This is a genomic window from Paraglaciecola sp. MB-3u-78, from assembly GCF_002835935.1.
In the GTDB taxonomy this organism is placed as follows: Bacteria; Pseudomonadota; Gammaproteobacteria; order Enterobacterales; family Alteromonadaceae; genus Paraglaciecola.
This window is the reverse complement of record NZ_PJCF01000005.1, coordinates 670045-687557: the sequence shown is the minus strand read 5'-3', so window position 1 is coordinate 687557 and position 17513 is coordinate 670045. Positions and strand designations below refer to the sequence as shown.

The following is a 17513-nucleotide window of genomic DNA, read 5'->3' as shown; positions in this document are numbered from 1 at the left end:
GTGCAAAATACAAGACCTGACCCCGCTATTTTTTCCGTGCAAAATACAAGACTTGACCCCGGCCTCACTTTGCGCCTTCACCGGAAGCTGGATCAAACGCCCAGCGTGGATCATGCGCACGGTAAACCATTCCTTGGTAATGCGAAAACTTAGGCATAGCCGCCAAGTGCAATGGCTTCTATGTAGTCACGAACAGACTGGGCTTGCCCCATTTTTACCGCACTTTCAGCAGTTATATTGCCAAGCGCCGGAATGGGTTCACTGCGGTACCACGCATAGGCCTGTAATTCGCTCCCTGACCATGGCGTAACGAGCGCAATGATCTCAAGTGCATTTTTGAGTTTAACTTGCGTTTTAACGCTTTTAAACCGGTCTGAGCGCTTCAAGGATGCTTTGGGGATACCCGTCATCCCCGCCACTTCTTCGACGGTGATATGGAACACATTCGCCATCGCAGTAGGCGATATGAGCTTATTACTATCGTACACTTGCTGCATCAACGCTGACATGAAAACACTCCAACTGTCCCTGAATTTGACCTAAATATATGTCATTAAAGCTGTCAAATCAATAAGATTCCCGTTTTTTAAATCAAGAGGGCAGATCAGAATGGTACTTACTTAATCTTTTTGGGGAAGAATAGCAAGATAGGGACTTGTGTTTTTCTCTCCCGTCTAAACTAGATATGAATAAAACAACCATAGTTTAAAAAGGGAGATATGCAAAATTCAAGACCCCAGCCTGTTGACCCCGTCCTGTTTTTATGAGGCGATAAAAAACTTTATCGCCTCATAATTACACTGTATATTGAGGCAATTAAGTCCTTATTCGCCTCAATCCATTATGAAATACAACTGGCAACACCCTAATTGGCCTAATTTTGTTTACCAACCTCAAGCTGGGCAGGCTGCACACTCACAATTTACCCTTAATGCAGGCAAGCTCACGGGCAAAGTTAGCATGTTAGAAAAATCGGACCAATATGATGCGTATCTTGAATTGATGGTATCTGAGGCAATCAGTACATCTGCCATCGAAGGTGAAATACTTGATCGCGCAAGCGTTCGCTCATCATTAAAAAACCACCTTGGCATGACCCTACCACCAGAAAGAATAATTGATCCTAAAGTGCTTGGCATATCAGCACTAATGATGGATGTCAGAAAGAATATAAATCAATCACTTTCAAAAGCGACACTATGCCAGTGGCACAAAATGGTGTTACCTGAGGGTGGTGTATTACATCAACCATTAATAGGCGAATACCGCCAGTCATTAGAGCCAATGCAAATAGTATCAGGCCCAATTGGTTATCAACAGGTTCATTTTGAGGCACCACCAGCAACAGAACTTGATAGTCAAATGGCTATATTTCTTGAATGGTATAACAATACGGCACCGATTATAGGAGAGCCTGAAAAAATGCCCTGTACGCAAAGGGCTGCACTCGCACATTTGTGGTTTGAATCGATTCACCCATTTGATGATGGAAACGGTAGAATTGGAAGGGCAATCGCTGAACATGCAATAGGACAAGGACTAGGCCAACCACCATTACTAAGTATATCGTCTGCAGTTGAATTAGATCGATCTACTTATTATGAGCAACTTCATCAAGCAAGTCTTGCAGATACAAATTTAGACGTAACGCGATGGGTAGAATATTTCAGTACTGTAATATCGCTTGCCCAAGTAAATGCGGGTGAGAACATTGCTTTTGTATTAGGTAAAGCGCAATTTTGGGATACTCACCGCAATACACCTATGAACGACCGACAAAAGAAGCTAATAAAAAAAATGCTTGATGCAGGTAAGGATGGATACGTCACGGGCATTAACGCTAAAAAATACCAGAACATGACACGATGCTCAAGAGCAACCGCTACTAGAGATTTAACCGATTTGTATAAGAAGCGTGTATTAGCAAAGTTGCCAGGTAGCGGCAGGAATACACGATACGGAGTTTTATTACCTAATCCAACTCAAGAGCCGGTTTATGGACAAACACAAAATGACAATGAATTTGATATCTAACTTAAAAGCACTGCACAACGGACTGGGTCAGGTCTTGTATTTTGCAAAAACAACTCAAAATCATCATCCTGAAAATAGATTCGGTTCTTGTCATTACCCCGTGAGGTAATATGATAAAGCGCCCCGGTAAACTCTAATCGTAATGGCCGACTCATATTTTATCCCGTCTAAACTAGATATGAATAAAACAACCATAGTTTAAAAAGGGAGACATGCAAAATTCAAGACCTGACCCCGGCATCCCGCACGGACCGGGGCCAAGTCTTGTATTTTGCAAAAAAACTCAAAATCATAAGTCTGAAAATAAATTAAGTTTCTACCATCACCTTGTGAAGTCATATGCTAGAGAGTACCTACCCTGCAACTTCTAATCGTAATGACCGACTCATATCTTCTCTCGTCTAAACTAGATATGAATAAAATAACCATAGTTTAAAAAAGAAGATATGCAAAATACAAGACCTGACCCCGCTATTCCCCCGGCCATCAATATCGGTCAAAGCGACAAGTATAGAAAAGTGATTACCTAAATTTGAAAAGTCGATCGGGGCATCACCATGTTCAAAGTGGCGATCATGATGCCACTTCACTTCGCCACTGCCATCCGTTTTCTTAAAACTATTGGTTCGCCATAACAGCAGCTCCTTACCAAAACTTTGCTCTACTTGGCTTTTAAGTTCCGGGGCACTTAATAAACGAAGACATGTTGCGCTATTAAGGTGGAAATTTTTGAATTGGTCCTTGGATACGTCCAATTGTCGAATTACTCGGTTTACCATTTCATCTTGATTAAGTTCAAATGGTCCAACATAACCTTCAGTTTGCAATTTACTTTGCATATCAACTCCTTTACTAAGCATTCACATTCGCAATGAATATTTGCTAATCTATGCCACTCGTCGATTTAACATTGCCACTCTTAGTGGCGCTATTAGATGATTGTGTTGTATGAAAATTCACGCTAGGGTGATTCTTAATATCATATTTTTTGCCGTATTGCGGCTGAGTGTCCGCCAACATGGGACCGGGGTCAGCAGGGACCGGGGTCACAGGGACCGGGGTCAGGTCTTGTATTTTGCAAAAAAACTCAAAATCATCATCCTGAAGATAGATCAAATTTATACCATTACCCAGAGAAGTAATATGATAAAGCGCCCCGGTAAACTCTAATCGTAATGGCCGACTCATATTTTATCCCGTCTAAACTAGATATGAATAAAATAACCATAGTTTAAAAAGGGAGACATGCAAAATACAAGACCTGACCCCGGCATTCTTGCTGCTAGATATGAATAAAATAACCATAGTTTAAAAAGGGAGATATGCAAAATACAAGACCTGACCCCGGCCTTTCGGACCGGGGTCAAGTCTTGCACGGACCGGGGTCAGGTCTTGCACGGACCGAGGTCAGGTCTTGCACGGACCGGGGCCAAGTCTTGTATTTTGCAAAAAAACTCAAAATCATAAGTCTGAAAATAAATTAAGTTTCTACCATCACCTTGTGAAGTCATATGCTAGAGAGTACCTACCCTGCAACTTCTAATCGTAATGACCGACTCATATCTTCTCTCGTCTAAACTAGATATGAATAAAATAACCATAGTTTAAAAAAGAAGATATGCAAAATACAAGACCTGACCCCACGATCCTTCAAGACCTGACCCCACGATCCTTTTTAGGAGCATATAAATAATCAGCTGCAAAGGATGGAACAAGCACAACGATTTACTTAGTTGAAATAAAACATAAGGGATGACGCATACCTGCTTGACCGGAGAGGGCTAATGAGTGACCCCACGATCCTTTAACGATCCTTTAATAAAATAACCATAGTTTAAAAAAGAAGATATGCAAAATACAAGACCTGACCCCACGATCCTTCTGACGGGTATATACTCCGAATGCTATTTTACCTATACTCCTCATTTTAGAATAATAAGCAGCACGGATTCTTGCAGTTGCATTTTTTGGTGCGACTGAATAAATGTGCGACACTAGGTGAGAGCGCTTTCAACTTTTAGTGAGAGCGCTTTCAACTTTTATCCTTAAGTAAATTCCATCTCAGGAAGAAAAATGACGAAAAAAGTAATACTGTTCGCACACATCCCTAAGACCGCAGGTAGTAGCTTGCGCGATATTGGAATGAAGAACTGCGAGCGAAGCCTAACCTTGCATGTCGCACATGACAGGAGTGGAAAGGGCATTTCCGAACAGATAAAGCAATTCAATCAGCTATCAGCCGAATCGCCGATTGATGGTCAGACAATTGTGTTGGGGCACTTTGGCTTTTCCATGCATGAGTATCTTGGGCAATCCGATTTTCAATATATAACAATGTTACGAGATCCTGTTGACCGAGTTGTAAGCCACTTCTATCACCTTAAAAGCACAGCCCATCCTGGTGTTTCAGGTTTATCTCTCATAGAATTCGCTCGCTCAAATAGATTTGAGGTAATACTCGACAATATGCAAACCAGATTTCTGTCGAATTACGGCTGGCATTGTTATAACCCCTATTACATGCCTTTGTTCGAATTCAGTGCTAGCAACCAAACAAAAATTACAGCCTGTGATGACGATATGTTCCTATGCGCAAAAAACAACCTCCTCAATAACACGTTGTTCGGTCTACAAGAGGAGATGGCTGATAGCTTGAGCTTATTTTCGAGCTGTTTGGGATGGGAAGCCAACGAAGTAAAACTTAATCAGAGAAAGGTTAACCCTGATGAAGAACCAGAGCTCATGTCGGATGCGATCAACATCATACGCGCAAGAAATAAGTATGATCTGGGTCTGTATGAACTAGCCCAGAAGACATTTCGAAACCAGATCTGAGTTACCCATGGGATATAACTCAGATAGAAAATCCATCATCTAATGTTCAAAAGTGGCAACATCAATCTGCCATTGGGAAGCGGATGGGAGCGCTATCTGTGATGGAGCTGCCGCTGTGAGGAGTCAGTGCAATAGAGGCCTTCACCCTTGACGGCCGAATATCTTCCAATCCTCGAATTTGGCACTTTAAACCGATAAACTATAGCGCAGATATTGATGGTCTAAGGGCTTTGCCTGTTCTCGCAGTAATTCAACCATCTTCCTGGAAAAATTTTCCTAGACGTTTCCTGGGTGTAGACGTTTTCTTTGTCATTTCTGGTTTCGTTGTGACTGACCCCGCTGTCTGTGCTACACGTCTACCATATTTATGATTTAGCCCGTTAACTTTAAAGTGCCGATTGAATAGTTAAATTTATAAAATTATCAAATTCTCAATTCTCTGCTATTTTTTATTGCAAAAAATGCCATCATTTTCGCGCAAAAAGTCGAATAACTTCTGATCTTCTTCAAGTAAATCTGTCAGAAGAGGCCTGAATTTTTCGTATTCTTTTAAGTAGGACTTATTTGGGTTTACGTTTTCATTTGTCGCAATATTAGATTGTTCATTTGTCACGACATCAGATTGTTCGTTCGTGTCTGGTTTGAGCTTGATATTAGAGTTGTCTTTAAACAGTTGTCTAATCGTAGTACCAAGAGAACTCAATTTATTTAGTTCTATGACTAGGAAATTTTTGTTCATTAAAACATCTAAGGATTCGTTAAAACTGCGTTTCCCAGAAATATAACAATTCTGTTCCCAGGTACAATTTGTAAAAAAACGATGCTTGGATTCTAGCGCTTCCTCAAACCCTCCATCAAATTTATAAGGATGCTCATTTTTACGTTGACAAAACTCCCAATAAGAAATCAGTCTCTCAAAAGGATCTCTTATCACTGCTACGTGAAGTGAAAAGTCTTCTTGCTCCAAACCTTTTAACAAATCGACATAATTAGGATAGGTAAAATGACCACCAATGAATTCTTTTTTTGAAATTTCATTTTTAAGCTGCTCTCGCACCTTAGCAGCATCATTCTGAGCCAAGCTTTTCAGATTACTAAGGTTCACTAACGAAACAAAATCGAAAACTTCGATTTCTAACTTAATAGGAGTAGAGTAATGCCAATACGATTGTTTTAACTCAAATAACTCTTCAAAGAAAATCCGCCTCAACGAACTGCCAGCTGTCTTAGGAATGTGATGAAAAACCATTTTATTATACATTAGCTGCCTCGATAATCTCTTGTGCTAGTTGGTATTCGTTTGATAGTTTAACTCCTGCGATTCTTTCCTTAAATCCCTGTGATTGATAATAATTGCAGTAGAAATCATATTTTTTAATAGTATCTTCAATAAAAAATTCATTAGCACTATCAAATAAAAACGGATATACAGTTAATTTGGGGTGTTTAAACTCTTCAACCGTATCATCCCTAAAAACAGCTCCAGGTATTCCGGCCAGTTCCAAAATAGCAGTAGCAAGCTTATCCATTAAAGCATTAGAAGGATGATTAAAAGAACTGAAATTATTTGGTGAAAAGTCTGCTGAATCAAATAAAACTGTCGCTTTGACATCACAAGCGCGATCCCTTTTCTTCAATTCATTGTAACTTTTGTCGAAAAGTTTTTCGATAAGGTTAGCTGGTAAGTTACTATTGACCAAATTTATGAACTCACTGGAGTTAAACCCTTTATTCGCACATATCACCATTAAATAATCGTGATAATCAGAAAACGGTGGTTTTTGTCCCTCCCACAATTTGTCACGGGCTAGGATTCTACTGTTATTTTTATCACTTAGGTAACCAAATGTAGGGAATAAACCGTCAAAATATAAGTTAGGTATGACTATAGATTGTGCATCATTTCGCAAGATGTTTTTTAAGAAATTGGTACCTAACCCAACAGATCCTCGATAATTGTCGCCAATTGGTTGAATTACTAAACAATCACACTCTGTAACTTTTTCATGCAATTCAATAATATCTTCGTCACTGATAAGATGAATGGGCTTGGGAATATAAATTTCTGAATTTTGTTGGAGTCCTTGCCTCAATCTTTCACCTATATATGTTATTTGGCAATTACCCACTATTACTAATTTCAATTTATACTCCCCTTTTTGTAAATAATTAAATAAACCAGCAGAACGATGCCGCTCAAAAACAGCTTTCCAGTGTTTGGTTTTTTATTGAATAACCATAATTACCTCATGTTAATTTACTGTAATAATTATGCTGAAGCTCGCTTAATATTGGTATGTAGAGGTAATTACACGCTTATACTTATAAGTGTGCGTTTTCAACATGGATGCCCTCATAAATATGCTCAACACGTTGTGTATTAAATGAAGAAGCACGACGTTTAATGCCATGCACCTCATATTATTTTTCTAATAATAATTAGGCTAAATAAGAACCATATTGACCGGTCATCCCAGTAATTAACGCTTTTTTTCAGAATATTCACACTTCATATAAATCAACATTTAAATAGGCCAAATTTGTTTTTATAACATAGCTACGATGTAGGTAGATTGCCATACCCAAATCTAGCTAGTCTCACTTGGTGGTCTGCGATAAAGTTGGATATAGTCGCTTTAGAAAAATAATTCACATAATAGAACGATGCCATTTTATTATAAAAAATACCCGTATCACCTTCAGCTTTTTTACTAAGCCCAATATTCCTCTCATTGATGCTATTAACCGAATTAATAATGGTTTGAGCATCAATCTGAAAAATATCTTTTAATTGTATAAATGTATTTGAATCTTCCAACATATCTTCATACTTCAAAACGATATTAGGTATCTGATCTCTGACATTGTAGTAAGACTCGGAGTGCTCAAACCATGTACCACTCATATTATCGACATTTGGTATTTTACCGTTTCCTAAACTAAATTTCTCAAGTGCATGATCTAAATTAAACTGGGGGATATCTTCAAGTTTAGTATCTACCCATTCTTCATATGGTATGATTTGCTCAAATCCCATAAAATCAATAAAGAATCTTGTTGCGCAGGCTTCTCTGTTTCCCCACAATCTATAGTCGATGCGTGAAAAGTTAATGTACGAAAGCAAAACATCCAATGGATTTCTTATCACATGAATAAAAGCAACCGTATTAAGATTGAGTTTTTTGTGCATAGAATCAGCATACGGTGCATGTGTTTTTAGGACTATAGTTGGTTCTTTCGAAATTTCTTTATTTATAATTGGGCAAATTGATGGCAACTTATCGGATCTCATTACATTATATACATCCATTTCTCCTTGAGGGTATCCAGAGTCCTTAGCTGTTTGCAACACATGATTTACCCATGTATTTCCTGATTTAGGGTAAGAGCTAATCCATACAACATTCATAATAAAATCCTATAAGCTAATATTTCTTCATGCCTTGCGGCCAATTTAATCACAAAAATAAATCTGCCACATTTAAATTACACAGTCATTTTTTTAATTATTTCTTTCAGTAAAATTTAATTTCTAGTACGTATTGATAGTGAACTATTCACTCATTAAACGCACAACGTCAGCCATTTTTGTTTTTGCGTTCCAGTTCAATAACTGCTGTGCTTTCGCTGGATTTCCACCACTATATAAAATGTCTGTAGGGCGATAGAACTCTTGGGAAATTTCTACATACTTTTCCCAATTCAAGCCATTAATAGCGAACGCTTCTGCAACAAACTCCTCGAGACTATGGGTTTGTCCAGTGGCTATAACCAGATCTTCAGGCGTTTCTAACTGCAACATACGCCACATAGCATCTATATATTCTGGTGCCCATCCCCAATCACGTTGAATATCAAGTCGACCTAACACTAATTTATCCATTTCACCACTGGCAATTTTCTTTGCGCTATCAATAATTTTTTGCGTAACAAAGCGTTTCGGCCGCAGCGGTGACTCATGATTAAATAAAACCCCCGTACTTGCATGTAATGAATATGACTCTCGATAATTTGCAACCAACCAATGCGCTGATGCCTTCGCGACGGCATATGGACTACGTGGTTTAAAAGGGGTTGATTCGTCCGCTGGTAATCCGTCAGTATCCCCAAAACATTCACTGGAGCCTGCATGATAAAGCCGAGTATCACGATGTCTTAAGCGCAACACTTCAAGTACGTTTAAAGTACCCGACACAATACTTTCTAATGTTTCAGCAGGCTGTTCAAAAGATAAACCAACTGAACTCTGACCTGAAAGGTAATAAACTTCATCTGGTTCGCTCTTATCCATAGCGGTAAAAACACTTCTAAAGTCTCCGGGGGCCATCGATACCAATTTGACTGAGTCTTTTATACCTAAACGTTCAAGGTTATTTAAACTACTGGCTTGAACATCACGGGATGTACCCCAGACTTCATAACCTTTTTTTAGTAAGAATTTCGCTAAATAACTACCATCTTGTCCATTGACACCGCAAATTAGTGCTTTCATTTTATTAACCTCTTATTTTAGCTCATCTACTTCTGCTTGCATCAACCGCAACTGTTTCCAGCCTTGTAAAAAATTATTTGTATCGCCGCCTGAAGATTGCTGAAAAAGAGCCTTAGTTTCCGCAATAAACACTTCCGCCATATGCTCCCAATTAAATATTTCAATATGCTCGAGACCTACTTTTCGCAAATGTCGTTGCGTTGCTGGATCTCGTATATGTTTTAAAGCATCAACCATTTCTTGAACACACGTACCTTTTAACGTTAATGCAGCATTTCCTGCTGCTTCAGCTAATGAGCCGTGACTTGTTGTAATAACAGGGCAACCTGATGCCATAGCTTCAATAACTGGCATACCAAAACCTTCATATAAAGATGGATATACTAATGCTATAGCGCCAGCATAAGCAGTGGATAACTCTTCATCGGTCAACCTTAATTGAATGTAATTTACGCCTTTTGGGAGCTTCGATACTACTGATTCACTAACTTGTTGCTCCCCACCTACAAAAACCACATCAAAGTCTGGAGACAAATATTCCAACGCGTCAAAAAACAAATGACTATTTTTATAATTACCGGCCTCTCCTCTTGAACCTACGAACACATAATAATCTTTTGAAATTCTGTTTTCTTTTTTAAAGCGTTCGATTTCTTTACTATTTCTAGGGTAAAAGGACTGCCTATCAACACCACAATAGGCCATAGCTACATTAGCTTCCGGAATTTCTGGGTATAATGCTAATAAATCATACCTTGTGTTTTCAGAAATACATAAGTAACGCAATGCATAATTAATAGTAACTTCCTTTTCCATCCATGGCCTTGGAGTTAAATCATGATTCAGTAATTCCGGTATCATATCGTATACCATCATTAACATCGGCGTTGAAAGAGGTGTCGTATAATAGCTTGAAGTAAAAATATCTATCTCATATGAGTCACAAATCTTTTGGATCTCTATTGAATCGGTAGCGCATTGTAATTCTGTATATTTAATAAAAGAAATATATGTAATTCCTGAAATTTCAGGGGCGTTCCCTCTATCTAAAAAATAAACTTTAATTTCATCTGAGCTGGCGATCGTAGTAAGAATAGTCGCCCATACTCTGGCAATACCAGTATTATTAAGTTGAAAAAAAACTCCATCTACAAGTAGTTTTATCATTTAGTTCACCTCAGATATATTATTAGAATATTTATTATTTAGTGCATGATTCCGTAGCGCTTTTTGTAACATACTATATGGTGTGAGTATGGTGTGTACTTTTTCTAGAGCAAGTTGATTGGATGTAACTATATATGTGCGCGCTTCCTCACTATTATTCACAGCACTAAAGAAATTTATCGGATTTATAATGTGTTCAGACAAGGTCCCCTTCCAATTACTTATTTCTTCATGCGTTGCTTTTCTACCTAATAGATATATGTATGATTCTTGAATAAGGAGTACATATTTATCATTAAAATCATTTTCGTAGTCAAAAGCCAAATCTAAATAATTTCGCTGAAGTTTTTTAAGGTATCCGCGAATATTAATCGCAACTCGCATGTAAGGGACAGAATCAATAACATATTTTTGATTCATAATTATTTCACTTAGCCTGTGAATATATGTATATAAGGCGCCGGCAGCAACGCTAGTATTTTTTAGAAAGTCTATAGCAATCGCATCGCTTTTAGAAAATCTCGAATTGAAAAGCAGCTCTATATAACTACCTATGGCCGTAATATCGTGCAGGGTTAAATACTTTGAAGATTTACTTAAAAGCGAACCAAAATAGTTAAGGTCAGCATACTTTTTAACACCGTCTATATTTGAAAGCAAAGAATGACTCGTTGCGCCTGTAACACATAGCCCAATATTGTTGTGCTGTATGTTTGTTTGTGGCTGCTCTGCTAGACTCGAACCTACGACAGGCTGACTGTAGGTATCGTACGCTCTTTTAATCTCTAATATGTGTGGCGCATCTTCTGCAGGGCTTTGGCTACTAGCACCGTCGAAATTATATGTAGATACAATAGTCGGCAGATACTGTGATCTTGCCCCTTCCTTCAGCAAAACTCTCATAAACCATTCATAATCACCCGCATACTGGTATGACAAATCGTACAGTCCAAATTTATCAAACAGAGCCTTTTTAATAAATGTTGCTTGATGAGGCAAGCTACTCCCAGCAAAGAAATTTTGGTCATGAGATTGGGTGCCTGTTTTCCATGCGGGGTATGGCATTAACCCTGTTTCCTGAGTTATCACCTCACCATATATTATGTCTTCAAAAAAAGGATTATTAAAAATATTATGCTTACCAAAGGGCACTGAACATGAAAAAATATTTTTAAGAGTATCTGGTTGATATAAGCAGTCACCACCATTTAGAAACAGTAAATACTTGCCGGAACTTTTTTTAATTCCTTTATTCATTGCATCATAACGGCCATTGTCTTTTTCAGAGATAAAAACATTCATTCGAGGCTTATATTTTTCTAATATTGACAACGTGGCATAGTTAGAACCTCCATCAACAACTATCCACTCAAAGCATTGAAATGATTGTTTTAAAATAGATTCGCAAGTCTCTTTTATTTGTTCTTCATTATAACAAATTGTAATGATACTTAAGTAGGGGGCGACCTGTTCATGTGTTTTGTCTAGCTGCTGTATAAATTCTTGACCAAATTTATGCCAAGAAAATAATTTCGCTCTCTCTAAAGATTTAGCTGATAACTTGTTTCTCAAATCTTTAGAGTTAGTAATTGAGTTAAGAGCCACCGAAGCACCAAGAAAATCATTTGCAGCAACTAATATTCCTGCGTCTCCGACAACTTCAGGCAATGATGATGAATTGCTTGAGATAACAGGGATACCGCACGACATTGCCTCGAGTGGCGGCAAACCAAAACCTTCATAATATGACAAATAGATAAATGCTTCCGCACCCGAGTATAATGCGGGTAAATCAAGCTCGTCTACAAAACTAGTAAAAATAACGCGTTCAATAATCTGAGGCCATTTGTTTAACTCATCCTTCAGCCTATCTAACTTCCAACCATTCATCCCTGTAAGTACCAGAATTGAGTCATTATCTGGATTATTATTTACGAAGTCAGCAAACGCCTTAACGGTTGTTTCCAGGTTTTTTCTTATTTCTAATGTTGCAACACTTAAAAAATAGCTTTTATCTGCAGGCAGGTGATATTTTGCTCGAACGGCTTTTTGAGCATCTAATGAAATATCAGACTTATATTTATCATCTGCCCCTAAATACAATACAGTTATGTTCTCAGCATCCAATTCTGGCCGATATTTAAGTAGATCTTGTTTTGTGCATTCTGAAATTGCAAAAACCTGCCAATCATTTTGGATCTCTTGATAAAATTCAGTTATCAACCCTACTATACCTTCTTCACAAAAGTCAGGGCTTATAATCGGGATCAGATCATAGGCAATCAATAATTTTGTAGCTCTTTTCTCATTCGCCCAATTTTCTGGAACACTAAAAAAAGGCGTTAAATAGTAATCCGCATTAACAAATGCAGGATCAAACTCAATGTTTATAAATGGAGCTTCAAAGCCGGTCTCTTCTACATACTGCGCTAACCCGTCTCTTAAGTTAACGTTATGTTGCCGTAAAAATTCCTTTTCTATGGATAATGTAAAAACTAGGTCATAATGTTCATTGTGAATCAAAAAGTTAACTAACTCATGTGCCACTCTATAAACGCCAGTTTTAACTCCTTGCGCTAAAACCGCCATATCAACTACAATTTTTTTGTTCATGTTTGATTTCACTTATTCTTCTTCCGATCTATAAAAAATTTACATCAAAGTATATTTGATTGATATTCACACAAAGCAGCTACACACTGATTTTTATTCAAAAAACCATCAAATACATCAAGTGCTGCCAAGTGATTTTTGGATTTGCTACTTTAAAGTGAAATGTCATCAGTTGCGTACCTTTCCCTTTCGCTACTAGCCGAAGCACTGCACCTAATTAGTCAAATGTCGTGCGCCAATCAAGATGAATTTCTTAAAAATTTATGGAAAATTCTCGTTGATTCAAAAAAACAATTCTAAACAGCACTGTGAAATTTATATTCTTTACATATCAATCTAAAATACTCTGAATCTTCAATTTCATTTTTCAATGCAGCAGAAACTTCTCGTCTTCTTCTTTTAGAAATGTCATTGGTCTTACGACCACTATCGCCTGTCACTTTAAACTGATCATATAAGTCCATAAACGACTCGTCATATTCAACATTCAGAATCGAGCACATTTTCTCCATTATTTTTTGGGGGCGACTAACAAAATCTTCATAATAAATAATGTTTTGTTTTTTGAATTGCACTAAAAATTGACTTAACCGTTCGCAATAAGCATCAAAAGTTTGTGGACTGAAATGCACCCAACCATTCGCAAGCAATGAAAAGTAAGCATCTATGGGATTACGCACAGTCGCAATCGAAATGACATCGAAGTCATCCTTTAGTAATTCTGTAATTAACGTTTTCTGCCTATACTCTGTCCCAACGCAAAAATCGGAATGGCTATGATCACGCAGCACCAAAATCCCACCTCGCAGGTCCACATGTTCATGTACTGACTTTACTGACTGATGGAAAATTTTCCTTGCTAATTTATTTGGATCGGGAACGCCAGCTTGCATAGCAAGGGTTGCAATATCGGAGGGTAAGAATGTTGCCATATCAGGTTGTAGGTGCTGATAAAAATGAGGATGCACTTCACTAAGTATGAAGGTATTGGCCATACTTGATAAGCATTTGGTAAATAATGTACCACCGCTACAAGCAAAATGGTGTATAACTCGCATTATAGGCTTAGCACTTTGGTAACTGTTGATAACTTGTTCGCATTTATCTAACAGAGAGTTGGCATTTGTAAAATCAAGACTATTAGTTGAATACTTAGTAGACTGTTGAAGAAGCAAATCGTCACTTACAAGCTGACTCTGGTCAATCATATCAACCGCATTCGATATAGACTCTTGAAGCGATTGTAACGTTGTCTTCATGACTTACCACGGGTGACAGACTTGGCAGCTTTGCTACGTTTTTTTCTCTTAGCAGGTCGTGTTTTCTTTTCTAGCGCCTCGACATGAGCGGTACCATAATTTTCAATATTAGAAGGTTCAACTTGATTTTGAGTTACTTCATTAAGTTCTGGATGCTTCTCTTGTAATTCATAATAATACTCTGCTGCTTGTTGCAACTTGGCTCGTAACTCACTGATTAATGCTACTAACTTTTGTTCATTGGTATGCTTATGTTGATATTTCTCGCGTAAATCATCGAGATCAATCTGAGCTTTAGTTTGGAGTTTTAGTGCTAAATCAGCGCTTTTCTGTCGTTCAGCACTATAAGTTTTTAGTTCTTCGCATTGCTGGTTGAGCCTTTCTGCCCGCTGCTCATTTGCTTGATGTTCTTGTGCTTGCTGGTCACGCTGTTGAGTCAGTTCGGCTATTTTGTCGTCTTTATTTTTTTGGCCTTCGACTAATTCATATTGCTTAGTTTCAAAAACATTAACTTGAGCTGTCAGCTGTTCAATCACAGTTTGCTGCTGCGCACTTTCAGCAGTGCGCGTTGAGTTCTCGACTTTGAGCGCCTCAGCCAATTGATTAGTTTCTTGTTGCCCCTTGGCTTGCTGGTCACGCTGTGCAGTCAGCTCGGCTATTTTGTCGTCTTTATTTTTTTGAGTTTCTGCCAGTTGATTATGCTTAGCTTGTAGCGCCGTAACTTGCGCTGCTAGCTGTTCATTCTCTGTCAGTCTCTGCGCCCTATCGGCGCTGAGTGTTTCGTTCTGCGCTTTAAGCGACTCAGCCTGCTGCCTTGTTTCTTGATGGCCCTTGGTTTGCTGGTCACGCTGTGCAGTCAGTTCGGTTATTTGCGCATCTTTATTTTTTTGGGTTTCAATTAATTCATTTTGCTTAGTTTCAAAAACATTAACTTGAGCTGTCAGCTTTTCAATCACAGTTTGCTGCTGCCCACTTGCAGCACTTAGCGTTTCGTTCTCGACTTTGAGCACCTCAGCCAATTGCTTAGTTTCTTGATGGCCTTGCGTTTGCTGGTCATGCTGTGCAGTCAGTTCGGCTATTTGCGCACCTTTATTTTTTTGGCCTTCGACTAATTCATTTTGCTTAGCCTGCAACGCGGTGACTTGTGCTGCTATCTGTTGGTTGGCTGTTTGCTTTTCTGCGCTATCAGCACTGAGCTTGTCATTCTGAGCTTTGAGTAACTCAGCCTGCTGCTTAGTTTCTTGATGGCCCTTGGCTTGCTGGTCGCGCTGTGCAGTCAGTTCGGCTATTTTGTCGTCTTTATTTTTTTGGTTTTCGGCTAGTTCGTTCTGTTTAGTCTGCAAAGCAGCAACTTGCGCTAATAGATGTTCGTTCTGGCCTTTCAGTGCCTCAGCCCGCTGCTTAGTTTCTTGTTGCCCTTGCGTTTGCTGGTCACGCTGTGCAGTCAGTTCGGCTATTTGCGCATCTTTATTTTTTTGGCCTTCGACTAATTCATTTTGCTTAGCCTGCAACGCGGTGACTTGTGCTGCTATCTGTTGGTTGGCTGTTTGCTTTTCTGCGCTATCAGCACTGAGCTTGTCATTCTGAGCTTTGAGTAACTCAGCCTGCTGCTTAGTTTCTTGATGGCCCTTGGCTTGCTGGTCGCGCTGTGCAGTCAGTTCGGCTATTTTGTCGTCTTTATTTTTTTGGTTTTCGGCTAGTTCGTTATGCTTAGCTTGTAGCGCCGTAACTTGCGCTGCTAGCTGTTCATTCTCTGTCAGTCTCTGCGCCCTATCATCGCTGAGTGTTTCGTTCTGCGCTTTGAGCGACTCAGCCTGCTGCTTAGTTTCTTGATGGTCCTTTGCTTGTTGGTCACGCTGTGCGGACAGTTCGGCTATTTGCGTGTCTTTATTTTTTTGGCTTTCTGCCAGTTCGTTATGCTTAGCTTGTAGCGCCGTAACTTGCGCTGCTAGCTGTTCATTCTCTGTCAGTCTCTGCGCCCTATCGGCGCTGAGTGTTTCATTCTGCGCTTTGAGCGACTCAGCCCGTTGCTTAGTTTCTTGATGGCCTTGCGTTTGCTGGTCACGCTGTGCAGTCAGTTCGGCTATTTGCGCATCTTTATTCTTATGGCCTTCGACTAATTCATTTTGCTTAGCCTGCAACGCGGTCACTTGTGCTGCTATCTGTTGGTTGGCTGTTTGCTTTTCTGCGCTACCCGCACTGAGCTTGTCGTACTGGGCTTTTGTCTGTGCAAGTGCCGTATCGAGTTGGGTATTTTGTGTGGCGAGTTCAGTGCCTTTGATTTCAAGTGCCGAAACATTCGCTGTCAGTTCTTCATACTCTGCTTTAAGTTTTGAATAATTGGCATTCAGTTCAGTTGCGCTAGATTCAAACTGCGATGAACGAGATTCGGTCTCCGCAAGCTGCTTTGCGACCTCAGCGTTTCGAGATTCAGCTGCTGTCACTTTAGCTTGTAAAGCGTTAATTCTTTCGCCTTGATGATCTCTACCATAGACGAATTGCGTGTACATTGGGTCGTGGCTTAGCTCTTGAAGCACATTAAATTTATTCTCTTGCAACACTGTGCTCAGTGCGTCTTGTTGCTGCTCAGTTTCGTACAAACCCTGTTTTGGCTGGCGCACAATAATCACATCAAAGTAGCTTAAATGATCTGTCTGTATAGCATCGCTGAGTATTGTAGAGGGGCAGTTAACGCCTAATAACAATATATTCCCGGCAGAGGGCAGGATTTTCTGTTGCTCGCAAACACTCTGAACAGTGCTTACATTGATACTAGTCACATTATCGTTGCTATTTTTTCTATATATTTTTAGCAGCTGTTTGGGCTTAAGTAAGGAGCTAAATCGATTGGGTGTAAACACAAAGTACTCGGCTTCGCCGGTTTTGTCTGACAGGGTGGCATTACACACTTCTACGCTTGATTCATCTGCATAGTTAGCTTTTGCCTCTGCATAAAGCGCGTTATCTGGCTCAAACATAATCAATTTCTGCGGTTCACCCGCCAACAAAGTAGCGATAACATCGCTTTCCCAAAAACCTGCAGTGACAACTTTACCGATGGTATTATTTTCTGTTAGCACTGTAAGATTGTCTAGTTTATATCCTGTCACTGT

At 39.1% G+C, this 17513-nt stretch carries 14 protein-coding genes and 1 pseudogene; 2 read left to right on the top strand and 13 right to left on the bottom strand.

Annotated features, from left to right (window positions below; genetic code table 11):
• Nucleotides 1-149 precede the first annotated feature (149 nt).
• The gene (locus CXF95_RS14110; protein WP_101199266.1) at nucleotides 150-509 is read right to left on the bottom strand and encodes an antitoxin Xre/MbcA/ParS toxin-binding domain-containing protein; all 360 of its coding nucleotides are present in this window, start codon (nucleotides 507-509) and stop codon (nucleotides 150-152) included.
• Nucleotides 510-843: 334 nt separating this feature from the next.
• Here CXF95_RS14110 and CXF95_RS14105 point away from each other — a divergent pair, with 334 nt between their 5' ends.
• Nucleotides 844-2034, top strand: a complete 1191-nt coding sequence (locus tag CXF95_RS14105) for a Fic family protein (RefSeq protein WP_101199265.1) — start codon at nucleotides 844-846, stop codon at nucleotides 2032-2034.
• Here CXF95_RS14105 and CXF95_RS30670 read toward each other — a convergent pair.
• From CXF95_RS30670 to CXF95_RS14095, 3 genes are all read right to left on the bottom strand, one after another.
• Nucleotides 2031-2189 carry a hypothetical protein gene (locus CXF95_RS30670; RefSeq protein ID WP_232787845.1) on the bottom strand — a complete coding sequence of 53 codons (159 nt, stop codon included), beginning with the start codon at nucleotides 2187-2189 and terminating at the stop codon, nucleotides 2031-2033. The two genes, CXF95_RS14105 and CXF95_RS30670, sit on opposite strands and share 4 nt — an antisense overlap.
• Nucleotides 2190-2435: 246 nt before the next feature.
• Nucleotides 2436-2873 carry a hypothetical protein gene (locus CXF95_RS14100; protein ID WP_101199264.1) on the bottom strand — a complete coding sequence of 146 codons (438 nt, stop codon included), beginning with the start codon at nucleotides 2871-2873 and terminating at the stop codon, nucleotides 2436-2438.
• Nucleotides 2874-2916: 43 nt separating this feature from the next.
• Nucleotides 2917-3222 carry a hypothetical protein gene (locus CXF95_RS14095; RefSeq protein WP_101199263.1) on the bottom strand — a complete coding sequence of 102 codons (306 nt, stop codon included), beginning with the start codon at nucleotides 3220-3222 and terminating at the stop codon, nucleotides 2917-2919.
• Between the two features lie 885 nt (nucleotides 3223-4107).
• On the opposite strand from CXF95_RS14095, the gene CXF95_RS14090 reads away from it, so the two are divergent.
• A complete protein-coding gene (locus tag CXF95_RS14090; RefSeq protein ID WP_101199262.1) occupies nucleotides 4108-4869 on the top strand; it encodes a sulfotransferase family 2 domain-containing protein in 762 nt (253 codons plus the stop codon).
• Nucleotides 4870-5311: 442 nt separating this feature from the next.
• Here CXF95_RS14090 and CXF95_RS14085 read toward each other — a convergent pair whose 3' ends face one another.
• The 9 genes and pseudogenes from CXF95_RS14085 to CXF95_RS14045 all read right to left on the bottom strand — a co-directional run bounded on the left by CXF95_RS14085 (nucleotide 5312) and on the right by CXF95_RS14045 (nucleotide 17510).
• Nucleotides 5312-6130, bottom strand: a complete 819-nt coding sequence (locus CXF95_RS14085; protein WP_101199261.1) for a sulfotransferase family 2 domain-containing protein — start codon at nucleotides 6128-6130, stop codon at nucleotides 5312-5314.
• On the bottom strand, nucleotides 6123-7013 hold the full coding sequence (locus CXF95_RS14080; RefSeq protein WP_157828150.1) for a WcbI family polysaccharide biosynthesis putative acetyltransferase: 891 nt from the start codon (nucleotides 7011-7013) through the stop codon (nucleotides 6123-6125). The genes CXF95_RS14085 and CXF95_RS14080 overlap by 8 nt, the downstream gene beginning before the upstream one ends.
• Before the next feature lie 190 nt (nucleotides 7014-7203).
• Nucleotides 7204-7341: pseudogene (locus CXF95_RS30665) on the bottom strand (GDP-mannose 4,6-dehydratase); the annotation flags it as partial.
• 85 nt (nucleotides 7342-7426) lie between these two features.
• Entirely contained in the window at nucleotides 7427-8278 is an 852-nt protein-coding gene (locus CXF95_RS14070; protein ID WP_101199259.1) for a sulfotransferase domain-containing protein, read from the bottom strand.
• 144 nt (nucleotides 8279-8422) lie between these two features.
• Entirely contained in the window at nucleotides 8423-9361 is a 939-nt protein-coding gene (locus tag CXF95_RS14065; RefSeq protein ID WP_101199258.1) for a GDP-mannose 4,6-dehydratase, read from the bottom strand.
• Between the two features lie 12 nt (nucleotides 9362-9373).
• Complete coding sequence (locus CXF95_RS14060; protein WP_101199257.1) at nucleotides 9374-10528, bottom strand: glycosyltransferase family 1 protein; 1155 nt, start codon at nucleotides 10526-10528, stop codon at nucleotides 9374-9376.
• On the bottom strand, nucleotides 10529-13141 hold the full coding sequence (locus CXF95_RS14055; RefSeq protein ID WP_101199256.1) for a glycosyltransferase: 2613 nt from the start codon (nucleotides 13139-13141) through the stop codon (nucleotides 10529-10531).
• A 296-nt stretch (nucleotides 13142-13437) separates the two neighbouring features.
• Complete coding sequence (locus CXF95_RS14050; RefSeq protein WP_101199255.1) at nucleotides 13438-14400, bottom strand: hypothetical protein; 963 nt, start codon at nucleotides 14398-14400, stop codon at nucleotides 13438-13440.
• Nucleotides 14397-17510, bottom strand: coding sequence for a hypothetical protein (locus CXF95_RS14045; protein WP_101199254.1), 3114 nt, complete (start codon nucleotides 17508-17510; stop codon nucleotides 14397-14399). The genes CXF95_RS14050 and CXF95_RS14045 overlap by 4 nt, the downstream gene beginning before the upstream one ends.
• Between the last annotated feature and the right edge of the window lie 3 nt (nucleotides 17511-17513).